This is a genomic window from Pseudomonas sp. LS_2 (assembly GCF_042709235.1).
Classification (GTDB): domain Bacteria; phylum Pseudomonadota; class Gammaproteobacteria; order Pseudomonadales; family Pseudomonadaceae; genus Aquipseudomonas.
In genome coordinates, this window is record NZ_JAVAYC010000013.1 from 22,373 (window position 1) to 39,873 (window position 17,501).

General features: G+C 61.7%; 18 protein-coding genes and 1 pseudogene. 14 read left to right on the top strand and 5 right to left on the bottom strand.

Annotation, left to right across the window (positions count from 1 at the left end):
- Positions 1–21 precede the first annotated feature (21 nt).
- The 3 genes from proX to RAC97_RS13865 form a co-directional block, all read right to left on the bottom strand.
- Entirely contained in the window at positions 22–1,047 is a 1,026-nt protein-coding gene (gene proX, locus RAC97_RS13855; protein WP_375099040.1) for a glycine betaine/L-proline ABC transporter substrate-binding protein ProX, read from the bottom strand.
- A gap of 54 nt (positions 1,048–1,101) precedes the next feature.
- Positions 1,102–2,055, bottom strand: coding sequence for a glycine betaine/L-proline ABC transporter permease ProW (gene proW / locus RAC97_RS13860; RefSeq protein ID WP_375099041.1), 954 nt, complete (start codon positions 2,053–2,055; stop codon positions 1,102–1,104).
- A gap of 63 nt (positions 2,056–2,118) precedes the next feature.
- Positions 2,119–3,279 (bottom strand): glycine betaine/L-proline ABC transporter ATP-binding protein, encoded by a 1,161-nt coding sequence (locus RAC97_RS13865; protein WP_375099042.1) that lies wholly within the window; start codon positions 3,277–3,279, stop codon positions 2,119–2,121.
- Here RAC97_RS13865 and RAC97_RS13870 point away from each other — a divergent pair.
- The 5 genes from RAC97_RS13870 to RAC97_RS13890 all read left to right on the top strand — a co-directional run bounded on the left by RAC97_RS13870 (position 3,278) and on the right by RAC97_RS13890 (position 8,013).
- A complete protein-coding gene (locus RAC97_RS13870; protein ID WP_375099043.1) occupies positions 3,278–3,409 on the top strand; it encodes a hypothetical protein in 132 nt (43 codons plus the stop codon). The two genes, RAC97_RS13865 and RAC97_RS13870, sit on opposite strands and share 2 nt — an antisense overlap.
- A 181-nt stretch (positions 3,410–3,590) precedes the next feature.
- Positions 3,591–4,547 (top strand): LysR family transcriptional regulator, encoded by a 957-nt coding sequence (locus RAC97_RS13875; RefSeq protein ID WP_375099136.1) that lies wholly within the window; start codon positions 3,591–3,593, stop codon positions 4,545–4,547.
- 194 nt (positions 4,548–4,741) lie between these two features.
- Positions 4,742–5,977, top strand: coding sequence for an SRPBCC family protein (locus RAC97_RS13880; protein WP_375099044.1), 1,236 nt, complete (start codon positions 4,742–4,744; stop codon positions 5,975–5,977).
- Positions 5,978–6,103: 126 nt separating this feature from the next.
- Entirely contained in the window at positions 6,104–7,021 is a 918-nt protein-coding gene (yddG, locus tag RAC97_RS13885; RefSeq protein WP_375099045.1) for an aromatic amino acid DMT transporter YddG, read from the top strand.
- A 77-nt stretch (positions 7,022–7,098) separates the two neighbouring features.
- A complete protein-coding gene (locus RAC97_RS13890; RefSeq protein WP_375099046.1) occupies positions 7,099–8,013 on the top strand; it encodes a pyridoxal-phosphate dependent enzyme in 915 nt (304 codons plus the stop codon).
- A 10-nt stretch (positions 8,014–8,023) separates the two neighbouring features.
- On the opposite strand, the gene ppk2 is transcribed toward RAC97_RS13890, so the two are convergent.
- Positions 8,024–8,941 carry a polyphosphate kinase 2 gene (gene ppk2, locus RAC97_RS13895; protein WP_375099047.1) on the bottom strand — a complete coding sequence of 306 codons (918 nt, stop codon included), beginning with the start codon at positions 8,939–8,941 and terminating at the stop codon, positions 8,024–8,026.
- Between the two features lie 190 nt (positions 8,942–9,131).
- On the opposite strand from ppk2, the gene pstS reads away from it, so the two are divergent.
- The 9 genes from pstS to RAC97_RS13940 all read left to right on the top strand — a co-directional run bounded on the left by pstS (position 9,132) and on the right by RAC97_RS13940 (position 17,196).
- Positions 9,132–10,157 (top strand): phosphate ABC transporter substrate-binding protein PstS, encoded by a 1,026-nt coding sequence (gene pstS, locus RAC97_RS13900; RefSeq protein WP_375099048.1) that lies wholly within the window; start codon positions 9,132–9,134, stop codon positions 10,155–10,157.
- 72 nt (positions 10,158–10,229) lie between these two features.
- Positions 10,230–11,195: a phosphate ABC transporter permease subunit PstC gene (gene pstC, locus RAC97_RS13905; RefSeq protein WP_375099049.1), complete on the top strand. Its 966-nt coding sequence runs from the start codon at positions 10,230–10,232 to the stop codon at positions 11,193–11,195.
- Entirely contained in the window at positions 11,195–12,118 is a 924-nt protein-coding gene (gene pstA, locus RAC97_RS13910) for a phosphate ABC transporter permease PstA (protein WP_375099050.1), read from the top strand. Before pstC ends, pstA begins: the two co-directional genes overlap by 1 nt.
- A gap of 75 nt (positions 12,119–12,193) precedes the next feature.
- Complete coding sequence (gene pstB, locus RAC97_RS13915; protein ID WP_218187278.1) at positions 12,194–12,955, top strand: phosphate ABC transporter ATP-binding protein PstB; 762 nt, start codon at positions 12,194–12,196, stop codon at positions 12,953–12,955.
- A 94-nt stretch (positions 12,956–13,049) separates the two neighbouring features.
- The gene (locus tag RAC97_RS13920) at positions 13,050–13,748 is read left to right on the top strand and encodes a hypothetical protein (protein WP_375099051.1); all 699 of its coding nucleotides are present in this window, start codon (positions 13,050–13,052) and stop codon (positions 13,746–13,748) included.
- On the top strand, positions 13,748–14,368 hold the full coding sequence (locus RAC97_RS13925) for a hypothetical protein (RefSeq protein WP_375099052.1): 621 nt from the start codon (positions 13,748–13,750) through the stop codon (positions 14,366–14,368). Before RAC97_RS13920 ends, RAC97_RS13925 begins: the two co-directional genes overlap by 1 nt.
- Before the next feature lie 281 nt (positions 14,369–14,649).
- Positions 14,650–15,633, top strand: a complete 984-nt coding sequence (locus RAC97_RS13930; RefSeq protein WP_375099053.1) for a DUF1852 domain-containing protein — start codon at positions 14,650–14,652, stop codon at positions 15,631–15,633.
- A 27-nt stretch (positions 15,634–15,660) separates the two neighbouring features.
- Positions 15,661–16,683: a methionine synthase gene (locus tag RAC97_RS13935; RefSeq protein ID WP_375099054.1), complete on the top strand. Its 1,023-nt coding sequence runs from the start codon at positions 15,661–15,663 to the stop codon at positions 16,681–16,683.
- Positions 16,684–16,686: 3 nt separating this feature from the next.
- Positions 16,687–17,196: a flavin reductase family protein gene (locus tag RAC97_RS13940; RefSeq protein ID WP_375099055.1), complete on the top strand. Its 510-nt coding sequence runs from the start codon at positions 16,687–16,689 to the stop codon at positions 17,194–17,196.
- Between the two features lie 12 nt (positions 17,197–17,208).
- On the opposite strand, the pseudogene RAC97_RS13945 reads toward RAC97_RS13940, so the two are convergent.
- Positions 17,209–17,397: pseudogene (locus tag RAC97_RS13945) on the bottom strand (DUF1345 domain-containing protein); the annotation flags it as partial.
- Between the last annotated feature and the right edge of the window lie 104 nt (positions 17,398–17,501).

Here is a 17,501-nt window from a genome sequence, read left to right on the forward strand (position 1 = left end):
CTCACTTGATCAGCGGGGCGGTCAGTTGGACGGTTCGGCGGCAGAGCGGGCGGCCTGCAGCCATTGGTCGAACTGCTGGCGGTGGGCGGCGACCCACTCCTTGGCGTGGCGCTCGATGTCGGCCGGCTTTTTCTCGCCGTTCTGCATCTTCAGGTTCTGCTCGCTCTCATCCTGGGTGCTGATTTGCACCAGCGACAGGAACTTGACCGCTGCTGGGTTCTTCTCGGCGAAGTCCTTGTTCAGCGCCGCCACAATCTTGTCGATGGCAAAGCCCAGGTTCTTGCCCTGGTACATCGTGTTGACCGTGTTGTCGCCGCCCGGCAGGTCGGTCTTGGGCACTTCCAGCCAGACCACGTCGCGGCCTTCGACCAGCACGCTGGCGATCCACTGCGGGACCCAGGTGAAGTAGAGGATCGGCTTGCCTTCCTTGTAGCGGGCGATGGTGTCGGCCATCAGGGCGAAGTAGGAGCCTTGGTTGACCTGGATGCTTTTCTCCAGGTCGTAGGCCTTCATGTGGTGGGCGATGGCCAGTTCGCAGCCCCAGCCGGGGTTGCAACCGGTCAGGTCGGCCTTGCCATCGCCGTTGGTGTCGAACAGCTTGGCGATTTCGGGCTTCTTCAGGTCGGTGATGTACTTGATGTTGTATTGCTCGGCGGTCTTCTTGTCGATCAGGTAGCCCTGGAGCACGCCGGGCAGGATCTCGCCGACCTTGACCATCACCTCGTCGCCACCGGCCTGCTGGTAGAACTTGGCGTGCAGGTTCTCCCACAGGTGCACGGTGAAGTCGGCGTCGCCATTGGCCAGGGCCACCATCATCACGCCGTATTCGGTTTCCTTCGGTTCCTGGACCTTGTAGCCGAGCTCGCGCAGGCCCGCCATGGCCACCTCGCCACGGAAGCGTTCCTCGGCGATGGACGGGAAGATCGGCGTGACCTTGGTGCCTTCGCCAGGGCGCTCGGGCGAGGCGTGGGCGAGTAGCGCGCTGGCAGCGAGGGTGAGTGCAACGAGGCTTTTCAGGAAGCGCTTGGGGACAGTGAGCTTTGACATCGTTTCGGGCCTTGTGTGGAGGGAGTGGAATACGGCGAATCGATTGCTTCAGTGTCAGGAGAGCTTGCGCCGCGGCACCTGCGGTTGCGCGCCGAACAGGCGCCACACAGCGCCCACGGGGCCGGTGTGGTACCAGCGCAGGCTTGGGTCGGCGCTGCTGCGGTCGCCCATGGCCTGGGTCAGGCGGTCGAGGAAGATGGCCAGCAGCACCAGGCCGACCCCGCCGACCGTGGCCAGCCCCATGTCGAGGCGGCCGATGCCGCGCAGCACCATCTGGCCCAGGCCGCCGACCGAGATCATCGAGGCGATCACCACCATCGACAGCGACAGCATCAGGGTCTGGTTGAGCCCGGCCATGATGGTCGAGGTGGCCAAGGGCAGTTGCACCCGCGACAGCATCTGCCACGGGGTGCAGCCGAAGGCGCGGGCCGCTTCGATCTTGTCTTCGGGCACCTGGCGGATACCCAGGTTGGTCAGGCGCACCAGAGGCGGCAGGGCGAACACGATGGTCACCAGCACGCCGGGCACGTTGCCGATGCCGAACAGCATCACCACCGGCACCAGGTAGACGAACGCGGGCAGGGTCTGCATGGCATCCAGCAGCGGGCGGATGACTCGCTCCAGGCCGTCGCTGCGGGCGCAGAGGATGCCTAGCGGAATGCCGAGCACCGCGCAGAAGAACACCGAGGTCAGCACCAGCGCGAGGGTGGTCATCGACTCGGACCACACGCCGATCAGGCCCAGCAGCGTCAAGGTGACGAAGCACAGCAGCGCCATGCGCTTGCCCGCCAGCTGCCAGCCGAACAGGGTCGAGAGCAGGATGCCGATGCTCGGCGGGATGCTCTGCAAGGTGAATTCGATGCCGTTGAGCACCTGGTCGATGGGCCAGCGAATGGCGCGGAACACATCGCGGAAGTTGTGCACCAGGAACTCCAGGGTGCTGGTGACCCAGTCGCCCAGGGGGATACTGGCGGACTGGAACGGGTCGAGAAGACTGAACTCGGACATTGCAGGTAACCTCTTCATCAAGCGACGCGCAGGTCGTCGAAGCGCAACGGGCGGCGGGTGCGATCAGTTGCGGCTCAGGGTCTGTAGCAGACGGTTCTTGGACAGCGCGCCCTTGAGGGCGCCCTCGCGATCGAGCACGGGCACCGGGTAGGGAAGTGCAGCGGCGATATCCAGGACTTCGTGCAGCGGTGTGTCGGTGTAGACCGGCTGCTGTTCGTGCAGGAAGTAGTGGTGGGAGGACGCCTGGCCCTTGCTGGTGGTGTCGACCACGCTGAGCAGGTGGCCGCGCTCGTCGATGAGAAAGTCGAACTCGTCGCAGGCCTTGAAGCGCGCCGCTTTTGCGTCGGCCCGGCAGTATTGCTCTGGCGAGCACTGGGCGACGTCGCCGGCCTTGAGGATGCGCGAGCTGTCGAAGCCTTTGAAGAAGGTGCGCACATAGTCGTTGGCGGGTTGGTTGATCAGCTCTTGTGGGGTGCCGATCTGCACCACCCGGCCGCCTTCCATGATCGCGATGCGATGGCCGATGCGGATGGCTTCTTCAATGTCGTGGGAAATGAAGATGATGGTGCGTTGCTGCTCGGCTTGCAGGCGAATCAGCTCGCCTTGCATCTCGCTGCGGATCAGCGGGTCCAGCGCGGAAAAGGCCTCGTCCATCAGCAGGATGGTCGGGTCGTTGGCCAGCGCGCGAGCCAGGCCGACGCGCTGCTGCATGCCGCCGGAGAGCTGGTGCGGGTAGCTGTGCTGGTGTTCGGCCAGGCCCACCTGGGCCAGGGCTTCGCGGGCCCGGGCGTGGCGCTCGGACTCCTTGACGCCAGAGACCTCCAGGCCGAAGGCGGTGTTTTCCAGCACGCTCATGTGCGGCATGAGGGCGAAGGACTGGAACACCATGCCCATTTCCTTGCGTCGCACATCCAGCAGGGCTTTGTCGTCAAGGCCGGTGATTTCGCGGCCGTTGAGGTAGATGCTGCCGGAGGTCGGCTCGATCAGGCGATTGAACAGGCGCACCATCGTCGACTTGCCCGAGCCCGACAGGCCCATGATCACGAAGATCTCGCCACGCTTTACCGAGAAACTGGCATCGAACACGCCAATGACGTGGCCGGTTTTCTCGAAGACTTCGCTTTTGCTGGCGCCCGAGCGCAGCAGGTCCATGGCCAGGCGCGGTTGTGGGCCAAAAACTTTGTAGATGTTCTTGACTGAGAGAATTTCATCGGAGTTGGTCATGTTCGCCCACCTGTTTTTATCGGAAGCGGCTGTCGCGCGCTTGCGCTTTCAAAGTCAGGGCAGTGAAACCAGAAGTGATGTGCATGAGCGTGCCTTCTTATTGTTGTTGCCCGTGTTGGGGCTTTCTTAAAATCTATCGCCATCGGCGGGCGCTGTTCCAACGACATTTCCGAAGGGTCACGGATAACCTGGGGTTATGCCTGGCTTGGCTACGACGTTATGGCGTTCGCTGCGACATGCTCGCTGGTGACGCTGCAAGCGCTGGTTTACCCTCGAACCCAGACAAGCCGAATGTAAGGACGCCACGTATGTTGGGTAAGCACGCCGATCCAGACACCTTGTTGCTGCGCATGCCGTCGCTGCGTGCAGTGAAGGCGTTCGTTGCCGCCGCCAAATACGAAAGCTTCACCCGCGCCGCAGAAGCGCTGTGCGTGACCCAGGCGGCGATCAGCCGGCAGATTCGTGAGTTGGAAGCGTTTCTTGGCGCGCAGTTGTTCGTGCGGGTGGGCAGGGCGGTGGAACTGACCCCCGCCGGGGCGATCTTCTTCGAGGCGGCGCAGATGTCGTTCGTCAACATTGCCCAGGCGGCGGACCGCATCCGCAGCACGCCCGTGCACAAGCATGTGTTGACCCTCTGCTGTTCGCCGGCCTTTTCCGCATTCTGGCTGTCGCACCACCTGCCGGAGTTTCGCGCCAACAACCCGGATATCGACTTGAACCTGGTGGCCACGCAGAACTTCGTCAACATGGAGCCGGGCGTGGAACCGGACATCATCATTTCCAAGATCCCCAAGGTCGCGGAGGGCTACAAGAGCTACCCGCTGTGCCATGACGTCATCTACCCCATCTGTACGCCGCTGTTTCTCGAGCAGCACCCCGATATCAACACCCTCGAAGGCATTCGCGATGCGGCACTGTTGAACCTCAGCCCCATCGGCCGCTCCGGGGTGGCCGAACACGTGGACTGGGGCGTGTGGTTCGCGTTCCAGAACATCGACCTGGACGAGCGTCCCGCCTGCGCCCCGCCGATTCTCAACGCCAACGACTACAGCCTGATCATCAACATGGTGCTGAGCCACCAAGGTATCGCCCTGGGGTGGAACCAACTGGTGGAAGGCATGCTCGAGCGGGGTGTGCTGGTGCAGCCGGTGAAGCAACGGATGACCCTGCGCAACAGCCTGCATTACCTGGCGTGCCGCGAGCAGGCGGTGGATGACGAGGTGGGTGGCAGGGTGAGGGACTGGATACTGTCCAAGTTCGAGCGCTGACCGGTGCGCCTTGCCTGCGATTGATAACGTCGGCTTATCCATTTGCACGTGAAAAAGTCGTTTGTCGCTGTTGCGGCACTTCCCTAGCCTTGGGAAAAAAATCGCAATGCTCGTATTGCGAAACAGCCCTACGACAATGACAAGGCAAACGACCATCGACCCTGTGCCTGAAGGGGGATGAGTGGAGGATGACAATGAGCGGCAAGCTTTCCGTAGTCGACCTGATCCGCAAGCGCAAGGCTCGCCATGCCCTGCCGCGCGAGCTGTACATGGACCCTGAAGTGTATCGCCAGGACCTCGAGCAGATCTGGCACAGGGACTGGGTGTTCGCCGGGCACACCTTCGAAATCGAGAAGCCGGGCCAGTACTTCACCTTGCAGGTCGGCGATTACCCGGTGGCAGTGGTCATGGGCAAGGATGGGCAGGTGCGGGCGTTCCACAATGCCTGCCGTCATCGCGGCGCCAAGGTGTGCGAACACGCCCAGGGCAAGGTGGCGAAGATGGTCTGCCCTTATCACAAGTGGACCTTCGAGCTCGATGGCTCGCTGTTGTTCGCCGGCAACATGGGCGCGAACTTCGACAAAACCCAATACAACCTCAAGACCGTGCACTGCGAGATCGTGCACACCTACATCTATGTCTGCGTCGCCGAGCGCGCCCCGGACTTCGAGCGTTTCAGAAGTGCAGTAAGCCCGTTCATCGCGCCGCACAAACTCGAAAACTGCAAAGTGGCCTTCGAGTCGAACCTGATCGAGAAGGGCAACTGGAAGCTGGTGTTCGAGAACAACCGGGAATGCTTCCATTGCGATGGCACCCACCCCGAGCTGATGAATTCCTTCGTCGAGAACCTGTCCGTGGCGGGCGTAGGCGGGGAAGAAGACCCTGAGCTGGCTGGACATTGGGCGCGCTGCGAGGCGGCCGGCATGCCCAGCCGTCTGGTCATGGACCCTGACGGGCGCTATCGCATGACGCGCATTCCGCTGTCGGCGGGGGCGGTGAGCTACACCATGGATGGCAAGCCTGCGGTCGCCGGGCGCCTGGACGACAGCGGCGAGCCGGATATCGGCGCACTGCTGTACTTCAACTACCCCTCTACCTGGAACCACTTCCTCGGCGACCACGCCCTGAGCTTCCGTGTTTTGCCCATCGGCCCTGGTGAAACCCTGGTCACCACCAAGTGGCTGGTGCCCAAGGACGCCAAGGAAGGCGTGGACTACGACCTGGAGCGCCTGACCAAGGTGTGGCTGGCCACCAACGACCAGGACCGGCAACTGGTCGAGGGCACCCAGGCGGGTATTTCCTCACCGACCTATGAGCCGGGGCCTTTCTCGGAAATTGCCGAAAACGGTGTGTGCCAGTTCGACGACTGGTATTGCGAAACGCTGCTCACGCGCTTGCAGGGGCCGATCCCGCTCAAATCGGTGATCTGACACGCTGCCCAGTGCTAGTCAGTTAAGCCGCTAGGGGCCGCACAGCGGCCCCAGTTTGGCTTGATTGCCTGGCATCAGGCCCCGGCTTTTGTAGTATCTTCTGCGCCCGTTTTCCGAGGCCTGGCGATGATAAGCAGTGCGCGTGGCGCCACGATGTGTGGTTTGTTGGCGATCTCCATGTGGAGCATGTCGATTGCGTTGATCCGCAGTATCAGCTCCACCTTCGGCCCGGCCGGTGGCGCGGCGATGATCTATTCGCTGGGCACGCTGTTGCTGTTGGTGGTGCTCGGCAAGCCGCGCCTGCGCTCGGCGCCCATACCGTACCTGCTGATGGGCGGCGCGCTGTTCGTGACCTACGATGTGAGCATGTCGTTGGCCCTGGGCTATGCCAGCAGCGATACCCAGGCGGTGGAGGTGAGCGTGGTCAACTACCTGTGGCCTGCGCTTACGGTGTTGCTGTCGATCTGGATCAATGGCCAGCGCGCCCGCTGGATGATCGTGCCAGGGTCGTTGCTGGCGCTGTTCGGCATCTTGTGGGTGGTGGCCGGCGAGGGTCTTTCGCTCGAGCGCCTGGTCACCAGCGTCAGCGCCAACCCCCTGGCCTTCGGGCTGGCGTTCGTCTGTGCGCTGAGCTTCTCGCTGTACTGCAACGTCACCCGGCGCTACGCCGGCGCCGGTAACCAGGTGGCGTTCTTCTTCATCCTCACCACCTGCGCACTGTGGACCAAGTACGCCTTGAGCGACGAGCAGATCCACGATTTCACCCTCGCCAGCAGCCTGGAACTGCTCGTGGCGGCCGTGGCGGTGGGCGGAGGCTATGGCTTGTGGAACATCGGCATTACCCGCGGCAACCTGACCTTGCTGGCCACTGCCTCGTATTTCGCCCCGGTGGTGTCTGCCGCATTCGCCATGGTCTGGCTGGGGGCGGCGTTGACGCCGCAGTTCTGGCAAGGCGCCGTGCTGGTGACGGTCGGCTCGCTGCTGTGCTGGTATGCGACCCGCGAGGTGGCGCCCCGGGCAGAGATGGGCGTGAAGCAACAATAAGCCTCGGCCATGCGCCTGGGCGGCGCAACGCGAGGTATGCTTGCGAACCCCATTCCCGCCACGAGACGCGCAGCCCGATGACCCTGCATATCAATACGCCCCTGATCGAATCCCGTGCCCTGAGTGCCGCCGCCCAGTGCACCGTTCACCTCAAGCTCGATGCCCTGCAACCTTGCGGCTCGTTCAAGCTGCGCGGTGTCGGCCATGCCTGCGAGGTTTATCGCGCCAAGGGCGCCCGCCGCTTCGTGTCGTCCTCGGGCGGCAATGCCGGGCTGGCCGTGGCCTATGCCGGGCGCCAGTTGGGGGTGCCGGTCGTGGTGGTGGTGCCGCAGACCACCACCGAGCGCGCCAAGGAGCTGCTGCAGATGGAGGGCGCAGAGGTGATCGTGCATGGCGGCTCCTGGCAGGAGGCCAACGAATTGGCGCAGACGCTGATCGGCCCGGATGATGCCTTTATTCACCCCTTCAACAACCCGCTGCTCTGGACAGGCCACGCGACGATGATCGACGAGGTGGCCAGCACCGGCTACAAACCCGATGCCGTGGTGTTGTCCGTTGGCGGGGGAGGGTTGCTGAGCGGGGTGGTCGAGGGCTTGCAGCGCAACGGTTGGAACGATGTGCCGGTGATCGCCGTGGAAACCCAGGGCGTAGCCTCGTTCCACGCGGCCACGTTGGCGGGTAAGCCGGTGGCCCTGGAGGCGATCACCTCCGTGGCCACCTCCTTGGGCGCCAAGCAGGTGTGCGACCAGGCCTTCGCCTGCGCGCAGACGCATCCCATCGAAAGTCTGGTGGTCAGTGACCGACAAGCACTCCAGGCCTGCGAGCGTTTCCTGCACGACCAGCGCATCCTGGTCGAACCTGCCTGTGGCGCGGCGCTTGCCGTGGCGTACCAGGGCGAGGCCTTGTCGCGCTACGACCAGGTCCTGATGGTGGTGTGCGGCGGTGCTACGGCGTCCTACGAGCAGCTCCAGGCCTGGTTGGCTCAGCCTTGAGGGGCAGGCCTCAATAGACCTGCGGCACCATGATCTCTTCAGGCGTCGGGCTGCGCGTGTAGTCTTCCTGCCTCACGCGCTGGGGCAGCTCGACCCTCGGCATCTCCACTTCTTCATAAGGCATTTGCGCCAGCAGGTGGTGAATGCAGTTCAGGCGCGCCTTCTTCTTGTCGTCGGCCTGCACCACCCACCAGGGCGCTTCGGCGATGTGGGTGCGCTCGAGCATGACCTCCTTGGCCTTGGTGTAGGCCTCCCAGCGGCGGCGCGACTCCAGGTCCATGGGGCTGAGCTTCCACTGCTTCAGCGGGTCGTGCAGGCGGCTGAGAAAGCGCAGGTGCTGTTCTTGGTCGGAAATCGAGAACCAGTACTTGATCAGTTGGATGCCAGAGCGGGCGAGCATGCGCTCGAACTCCGGCACGGTGCGGAAGAACTCCTCGTACTGGTCGTCGTTGCAGAACCCCATGACCTTCTCCACGCCCGCGCGGTTGTACCAACTGCGGTCGAACAGCACGATCTCGCCGGCTGCCGGCAGGTGCGACACATAACGCTGGAAATACCACTGGGTGCGTTCACGGTCGTTGGGCGCGGGCAGGGCGGCCACGCGGCATACACGAGGGTTCAGGCGCTGGGTGATGCGCTTGATCACGCCGCCCTTGCCGGCAGCATCGCGGCCTTCGAACAGGATCACCACCTTGTGGCCGGTCTTGACCACCCAGCTCTGCAATTTCACCAACTCGCCTTGCAGGCGGAACAGTTCGCGAAAGTAGGTGCGCCGTGCGGCCTTGTCGCTGCCGTCCTCGACATGCGCGTCGAACAGGGCGTCCAGGGCGTGGTTATCCTCGGCAAGCTCAAGCTCCAGCTCTTCATCACTGTGGTCGAGCAGCTCACGGTGGATGCGGTGTATCAGGCTGTGTTCGATCGACGACATTGGCGGGGCTCGCTGTAGGAATATGGCTAATTGATACCGCCGTTACATGACCGGCGAGTGACATGAACCCCGCACAAGCCCTGCGCTAGAGGGGCAGAGCAGGCAAATTGCCTGCTCGCCACGTAACGTTCATAAAGTTGTAATGAAGCTGCTGCAAAGTGTGCCGGGCCAACACACGGAGCGCTTTTCAATGATACGCCTGATGAAATCTGCCGCACTCGCCGTTACGGTTTCTCTTTGCACCACTTCTGCCTTTGCAGAGAACGTCCGCCTGACCGGTTCCGGTGCCAGCTTCCCAGCGCCGATCTACCTCACCTGGTTCAAGGACTTCAGCAAGAAGACCGACGGTGTGACCGTTGACTACCAATCCAAAGGTAGCGGCGCGGGTGTCCAGGACTTCCTGAACAAGACCGTCGACTTCGCCGCAAGCGACTCGGCCATGAAACCAGAAGAAATTGCCAAGGTCGGCGAAGGCGTGCAACTGCTGCCGATGACCGCTGGCGAAATCGTCCTGGCCTACAACCTGCCAGGCAACCCGAAAGGCCTGAAGCTGTCGCGTGAAGTGTATTCGGACATCTTCCTGGGCAAGATCACCCAGTGGAACGACCCGAAAATCGTTGCCGCCAACCCTGAGCTGAAACTGCCGGCTACCCCGATCACCGTTGTCGTGCGTGCCGACTCCAGCGGCACCACCGCTGTCTTCACCAAGCACCTGTCGGCCATCAATGCCGACTTCAAGAGCACCCTGGGCGAAGGCAACACCGTCAACTGGCCTGCTACCGACAAGTTCATCAAGTCGCCGAAGAACGATGGCATCACCGCCACCGTCCGCCAGACTCCAGGCGCGATCGGCTACATCGAGTACGGCTTTGCCAAGCTGGCCAAGGTCGACTTCGCGGTACTGCAGAACAAGGCTGGCCAATACGTCGTACCCAACGCCGAAAGCGGCGCAGAAGCCCTGGCTGCGGTGAAGATGCCAGCTGACCTGGTGGCCTGGCTGCCTGACCCGGAAGGTGCCAAGTCCTACCCGATCACCACCTACACCTGGATGATCTTCCGCAAGGACAACGGCAACCCAGCCAAGGCCAAGGCCATGCGTGACATGATCGAATACAGCCTGACCGAAGGCCAGAAGATTGCCGACTCGATGGGCTACATCCCGCTGCCGCCGTCGGTGATTGCCGAAGTGCGCAAAGCTGCTCAAAACATCCAGTAACACCTTTAGGCGCTCCCGGTGGTGATCTGCAGTCACCCCGGGGGTGTTTTTCCTTTGTTCCGGAATTAGCCAATGAACACTCCTTTTGCCATACCGGATAATCCAGACTCCGCCTGCCAGCCGCCGTCCAGGAAAGATTTCCTGGTTGATCGCACGTTCCGTGCGCTTGCGCGTATCGGCGTGGTGTTGGTGCTGGCGCTGGTCTTCGCGTTGATCTACGAAGTAGGGCACAAGGCACTCCCTGGCATGGAAAAGCACGGCTTCGACGTGCTGTTCGGCAGCGTATGGGACGTCAACCAGGGCAAGTACGGTATCCTGCCCGCCATCTGGGGTACGCTCTACAGCGCCCTGATTGCCTTGTTGATCGCAGGTTTCTTCGGCGTCAGCATGGCCATTTTCCTCACTCAGGATTTCCTCCCGGCAAGACTTGCCGCCGTATTCCGTACCATCGTCGAATTGCTCGCCGCCATCCCTAGCGTGGTGTACGGCCTGTGGGGCATCTATGTGGTGATCCCGGCGATTCGACCACTGACCACCTGGCTCAACACCGAGCTTGGCTGGATTCCTTTCTTCAGTACTTCCCTGGCCGGCCCTGGCTTGCTGCCGGCGGCGCTGGTGCTGGCGATCATGATCCTGCCGACCATCGCTGCGGTGTCCCAGGACGCCCTGACCAGCGTACCGATGAAGACCAAGCAGGCCGCCTACGGCATGGGCACCACCCATTGGGAAGCCATCCTGCGGGTAATGGTGCCGTCCGCCGCCACCGGTATCTTCGGCTCCCTGGTGCTTGGCCTGGGCCGTGCACTGGGTGAAACCATGGCCCTGGCCATGCTGGTGGGCAACGCCAACACCATCACCGTCTCGCTGTTCGCCCCCGCCAACACCCTGGCGGCGCTGCTGGCACTGAACTTCCCCGAAGCCGGCCCGAGCGAGATCGAGGTGCTGATGTATGCCGCACTGGTACTGATGTTCATCACCCTGCTGGTGAACGTGCTTGGTTCGATGATCATGCTCTACGCCCAGCGGGGTAACAAATAATGAGCGAACTCACTACCCCGGCCGCGGCAGTGCCCAACCTCAGCGCCCCGGCAGAAGAAATGCCCAGCCTGCAACGCCGCTTCGAAGGGCGCTCGCTGCGCAGCCTGCTGCTGACCACCATGGTCTGGTGCGTGGCCCTGCTGGCCAGCGTGCCGCTGATTTCCGTGCTGTACATGCTGATCACCCGCGGCGGCGCTCGCCTGAGCCTGGAGGTGTTCACCGAGCTGCCACCCACCGGTTTCGAGATGGGCGGGGGCTTCGGCAACGCCATGGTCGGTACCTTCGTCATGGTCGGTATCGCAGCGGCCATCGCCGTGCCGGTCGGTATCCTGGCGGCGATCTTCCTGTCCGAGCTCGGCCCGGACAGCAAGCTGGCCAACGCCGCCCGCTTCGCCGCCAAGATGCTCACCGGCCTGCCGTCGATCCTGGCGGGTGTGTTCGCCTATGCACTGGTGGTCATGACCACCGGTACCTACTCGGCCCCAGCGGGTGGCGTGGCGCTGGCCGTGCTGATGCTGCCGATCGTGGTGCTGACCGCCGAAGAGGCGATGAAGATGGTGCCCAAGATCATGAAAGATGCGGCCTATGGCATGGGTTGCACCCGCGCCCAGGTGGTCTGGAAGATCATCCTGCCAACCGGCCTGCCGGCCATCCTGACCGGCGTGATGCTGGCCGTGGCCCGTGCAGCGGGTGAAACCGCGCCGCTGCTGTTCACCGCGCTGTTCAGCAACTACTGGATCTACCACGACAACAGCCTTGAGGTGATGAACCCCACGGCATCGCTTGCGGTACTGATCTACAACTTCTCCGGCATGCCTTTTGACAACCAGATCGAGCTCGCATGGGCGGCCTCGCTGGTACTGGTGATGATCGTGCTGGTTGTAAACATTTTGAGCCGTATTTTCGGCAAGCCCAAGTATTGAGATAGGGAGCATACGAACTTGAACGTATCCACTGCGCAACGAACTGCTCCCGTGGCCAGCGAAGTGCCAATCGTCATGGATTGCAAGCTGGACAAGATCTTCTACGGCAACTTCATGGCCGTTCGCGACAGCCATGTGCCGATCCGCAAGAACGAGATCACCGGCTTCATCGGTCCATCCGGCTGCGGCAAGAGTACCGTGCTGCGTAGCCTGAACCGCATGAACGACCTGGTGAAGGGCTTCCGCTTCGAAGGCCACGTGCACTTCCTTGGCCAGGACGTCTATGGCAAGGGCGTCGACCCCGTGGTGGTTCGCCGCTATATCGGCATGGTGTTTCAGCAGCCGAACCCGTTCTCGATGAGCATCTTCGACAACGTCGCCTTCGGCCTGCGCCTGAACCGCTACAAGGGCGACCTGGGCGACCGCGTCAAGCACGCCCTGCAAGGCGCCGCGCTGTGGGATGAAGTGAAGGACAAGCTCAAGGTCAGCGGCCTGTCGCTGTCCGGCGGCCAGCAACAGCGCCTGTGTATCGCCCGCGCCATCGCTACCGAGCCGGAAGTGCTGTTGCTCGACGAGCCGTGCTCGGCACTCGACCCGATCGCTACCCGTCGGGTGGAAGAGCTGATGGTGGAACTGAAGAAGGACTACACCATCGCGCTGGTCACCCACAACATGCAGCAGGCGATTCGCGTGGCCGACACCACGGCGTTCTTCTCGGTCGATATCTCGCAGGGTTCGCGCACCGGCTATCTGGTCGAGATGGGCCCCACCGCGCAGATCTTCCAGAACCCGCGCGAGCAACTGACCTCCGATTACATCAGCGGCAAGTTCAGCTGAACCCGCCCTGTGCACGGTGGCCGGATGCTTCAGCCAGGATGGCTGAAACATCCGGCCACTTTACCTTTCGCGAAAGTGTTTCCCAGGATTTCCAATGCGTGTGACACGTCGTCTCGATCTGCCGGCCGTAGAGCGCGCACTGCGCGAGGTTCAACGCAGTTTCGCCGAACTTAGCCAACAGTTCACCGAGCCACGCGACCCATTCACCGATGAGGTACTGCTGAATGTGGTTGAAGGTTATGCGCTGATTGACGAATATGTCGCGCGCGGCGTCGACCTGTTCGCTCTGCAGCAACTGGACAAGATGCTGGAAATCAATGCCACGGTACTGTGCGGTACGGATCCCGCCCGCCGTCGGGAGTTCGCCCAGCACCTGGAGGCGACCGAGGCGCACTTTTTCAACAATGTGGAAGGTGGCATCAAGGATCTCTACAACTGGTATTGCTCGTACGGCAGCGATTCGATCTGGAAGCGCGCGGCGGGTGTCTACGTACGGATCCTCAGCAAGCCGCAACTGTTCATCGAAGGCAATAACCGCACCGGGTCGCTGATCGTCAGCTACCTGTTGATGCGCGCAGGGCTGCCACCGTTCGTGCTGACGCTGGATAACGCCGAGGGTTACTTCAATCCGTCCTCGGTCATCCGCAACTCGGCCAAGCATGGTGTCAAGGCGTTGTACGAGTTACCCAAGATCAAGAAGAAATACGCGGCCTTCCTGGAAGCGAAGGCGCCTGAAACCGACAAATTCTTCCTGGGCGATACGCTCGCATCGATCAGCCAGGGGAAACACTGATGGAAAGGTTCGCAATGTTGAAGCACGGAAGGGCCAGCGGGCGACGCGCCTGGCAAGCCATCGAGCACAAGTTCAAGCGCCCGCGCCTGCGTATTTCGTTCGATGTCGACGATACGCTCGCCTGCCTGCCTCACCATGCCGATGCTGAAAACAGCAAGCTGCCGGACTGCGTCCACCGTTGGCTGGGTGAGCCGCTGCGTCAGGGCACGCGCTCGTTGATGCGCGACCTGCGCCGTCAGGGCTGCAGCATCTGGATCTACACCTCTTCGGGGCGTACCCCGGCCTACATCCGCCGCTGGCTGATGCTCTACGGCATCCACGTCGACGGCGTGGTCAACAGTGTCCGGCACCAGAAAGTGGTGGATGTGCGCGGGCTTGCCAACACGCCATCGAAGTACCCGCCAGCCTTCGATATCGATCTGCACGTGGACGATTCCGAAGGCGTCGGGATCGAGGGCGATGACCACGGCTTCCGCGTCGTGGTGGTAGACCCTCAGGACGCAAATTGGGCAGCCAAGGTCATGGATGCTGCTGCCAACGCCCAGGCTCAACTGGCGTGGCAGCAGTCGTTCAAACACCCGGCAGCGGTGTGCCCGCGAGCGCAAGCGCTGACTTCCTGAACCTCCGTTCGATTTCGCCGTTGATGCGCAGCGTGCTGCTATGAGAGGCGAGGGGCGAAGCCACGGCATCGCCTTTGCGCTTCCTGCCATGGCTGCTTCTGCCAGGGTTAACTTGAGTAAAATTACTGTTTCTCGCAAATAAAATGAGATTGCCTCATTAATCTCGCTTCTTGACAATCCTCCCATCGAATTTCCCCCACAGGAACACGCCGCCCATCCAGCATGCCGCTGCATTCGGGTTGTCGGGGGAAAGAAAATCAGGGACCAGGGTGTCATAGCCAATGAGCAACGAGTTTGCATTTACCATCAAACGCACCCGCTTCGATGAGCACTATCGCCCGGCGGACAACACGCGTATCACTACCAATTTTGCCAACCTGGCCAGGGGCACCCGCCGCCAGGAGAACCTGCGCAATACCTTGAAGATGATCGACAATCGCTTCAATGCCTTGGCGCACTGGGATAACCCCAATGGCGATCGCTACACCCTCGAGCTCGAAATCATTTCCGTCGAGTTGCGTGTCGATACCCAGCACAGCGCACCCGCGCTGCCTTTGATTGAAATCTTGAAAACCACGGTGGTCGATCGCGAAACCCAGGCGCGTGTCGATGGCATCGTCGGCAACAACTTTTCTTCCTACGTGCGCGATTACGACTTCAGCGTCCTGCTGCTGGGGCACAACAAAGGGCAACGCGGCTTCTCTACCCCCGAAGGCTTTGGCGAACTGCATGGAAAGCTGTTCAAGCGTTTCGTGAATTCCAGTGCCTACAAAGAGCACTTTGCCAAACCGCCGGTCATCTGCCTGAGCGTGTCGAGCAGCAAGACCTACCATCGCACCGAAAACCAGCACCCGGTGCTGGGTATCGAGTACCAGCAGGATGAATACTCGCTGACCGACGACTACTTCCAGAAGATGGGCCTGAAGGTTCGCTACTTCATGCCGCCCAATAGCGCAGCGCCCTTGGCGTTCTATTTTGCAGGCGACTTGCTGGCTGACTACACCAACCTCGAACTGATCAGCACCGTCAGCACGATGGATACCTTCCAGAAGATCTACCGGCCGGAAATCTATAACGCCAACTCGGCGGCCGGAAAATGCTACCAGCCCAGTTTGCAGCACCAGGATTACTCGCTGACGCGCATCGTCTATGACCGTGCGGAACGCAGCCGCCTGGCCGTCGAGCAGGGCCAGTTCGCCGAAGCGTTCTTCATCAAGCCCTACCAGGCTGTTCTCGAACAATGGGCCGCGCGCTGCGGCCTCTAAAGCATTGCAAGTGCAAGGTCATTCATGATGAAAAAACTATTGCCTACCTCAACCGCTGGCAGCCTGCCCAAACCCTCCTGGCTGGCACAGCCCGAGACGCTGTGGTCGCCCTGGAGACTGCAAGACGAGGCGTTGCTCGAGGGCAAGCAGGATGCGTTGCGTTTGTCTCTACATGAACAGCAGCAGGCGGGTATCGATATCGTCAGCGATGGTGAGCAAACCCGTCAGCACTTCGTCACCACCTTCATCGAACACCTCGACGGCGTCGATTTCGAGAAGCGCGAAACGGTGAGAATTCGCGACCGCTACGATGCCAGCGTGCCGACCGTGGTGGGCGCCGTGGCGCGGCGCAAGCCGGTGTTCGTCGAGGATGCCAAGTTCTTGCGCCAGCAAACCGGGCAGCCGATCAAGTGGGCGCTGCCAGGCCCGATGACCATGATCGATACGCTCTACGACGCGCACTACAAACGCCGTGAAAAACTGGCCTGGGAATTTGCCAAGATCCTCAACCAGGAAGCTCGCGAGCTCGAAGCGGCCGGCGTCGACATCATTCAGTTCGATGAACCTGCCTTCAATGTCTTCTTCGACGAAGTGAACGACTGGGGCGTTGCCACCCTGGAGCGGGCCATCGAAGGGCTCAAGTGCGAAACGGCCGTGCATATTTGCTATGGCTACGGCATCAAGGCCAATACCGATTGGAAAAAGACCCTGGGCTCGGAGTGGCGCCAGTATGAAGAAGCCTTTCCCAAGTTGCAGAAGTCCAGCATCGATATCGTCTCGCTGGAGTGCCACAACGCCCATGTGCCCATGGACCTGATCGAGCTGATCCGCGGCAAGAAGGTGATGGTTGGCGCTATCGACGTGGCGAACCATGCCATCGAGACCCCCGAGGAAGTGGCCAACACCCTGCGAAAAGCGCTTCAGTTCGTCGACGCCGACAAACTCTACCCGTGCACCAACTGCGGCATGGCGCCGTTGCCTCGTGCGGTGGCCAGCGGCAAGCTGAGGGCGTTGAGTGCAGGTGCGGCAATCGTTCGTAGAGAGCTTTGATTGATGTCAGTTCCCAGCACCGCCATCGAGCCGCTGAGCTTTCGTGAGGCGCTTGGGCACTATGCATCCGGTATCACGGTGATCACATCGCACCTCGATGGCGAACTGCTGGGCTTTACCTGCCAGTCGTTCTACAGCGTGTCGATGAGCCCGCCGTTGGTATCGTTCAGCGTCATGGCCAGCTCGGCCAGCTACCCGAAGATTCGCCAGGCCGGTAGGTTCGCGGTCAATATCCTCTCGGGCGAGCAGGTTGGCATTTCCAACCAGTTCGCCCGGCGGGGCACCGCTAAATGGCATGGCGTCGAATGGCAGGACTCGCCGCTGGGTAACCCGGTGATTGCCGGTAGCCTGCACTGGCTGGATTGTGAAATCCACGCGGAACACGCCGCAGGCGATCATGTGATCGTGATCGGTGAAGTGAAGGCGCTGAACGTGCAGGAAGCACCCGGTACCCAGCCCTTGCTGTATTTCAAAGGCCAGTATCGCAACCTTGCCGCTCCCGGGGCGGCTTGAGCGTCCAGCGCTTCAGCCGAGCACCCCGGCGGCAATGTTGATGGTGAAGCCAAGTATCGCCGTGTTGAGCACGAACCCTACCAGCGAATGGGCCAGCACCACCCGGCGCATGGCACGCCCGCCGACACCCACGTCCGAGGTCTGCACGGCCACGCTGAGGGTGAAGGCGAAGTAGTGAAAGTCCCAATAGTCGGGGTCGCGGGCATTGCCATTGACTGTAGTTCAGCGTCCTGACGGGTGCGCCATGAAAAAAACCGATAAAAGGCAATGGCTCTAGTGCAGGCCTTTCAGCCGATATCGGCAAA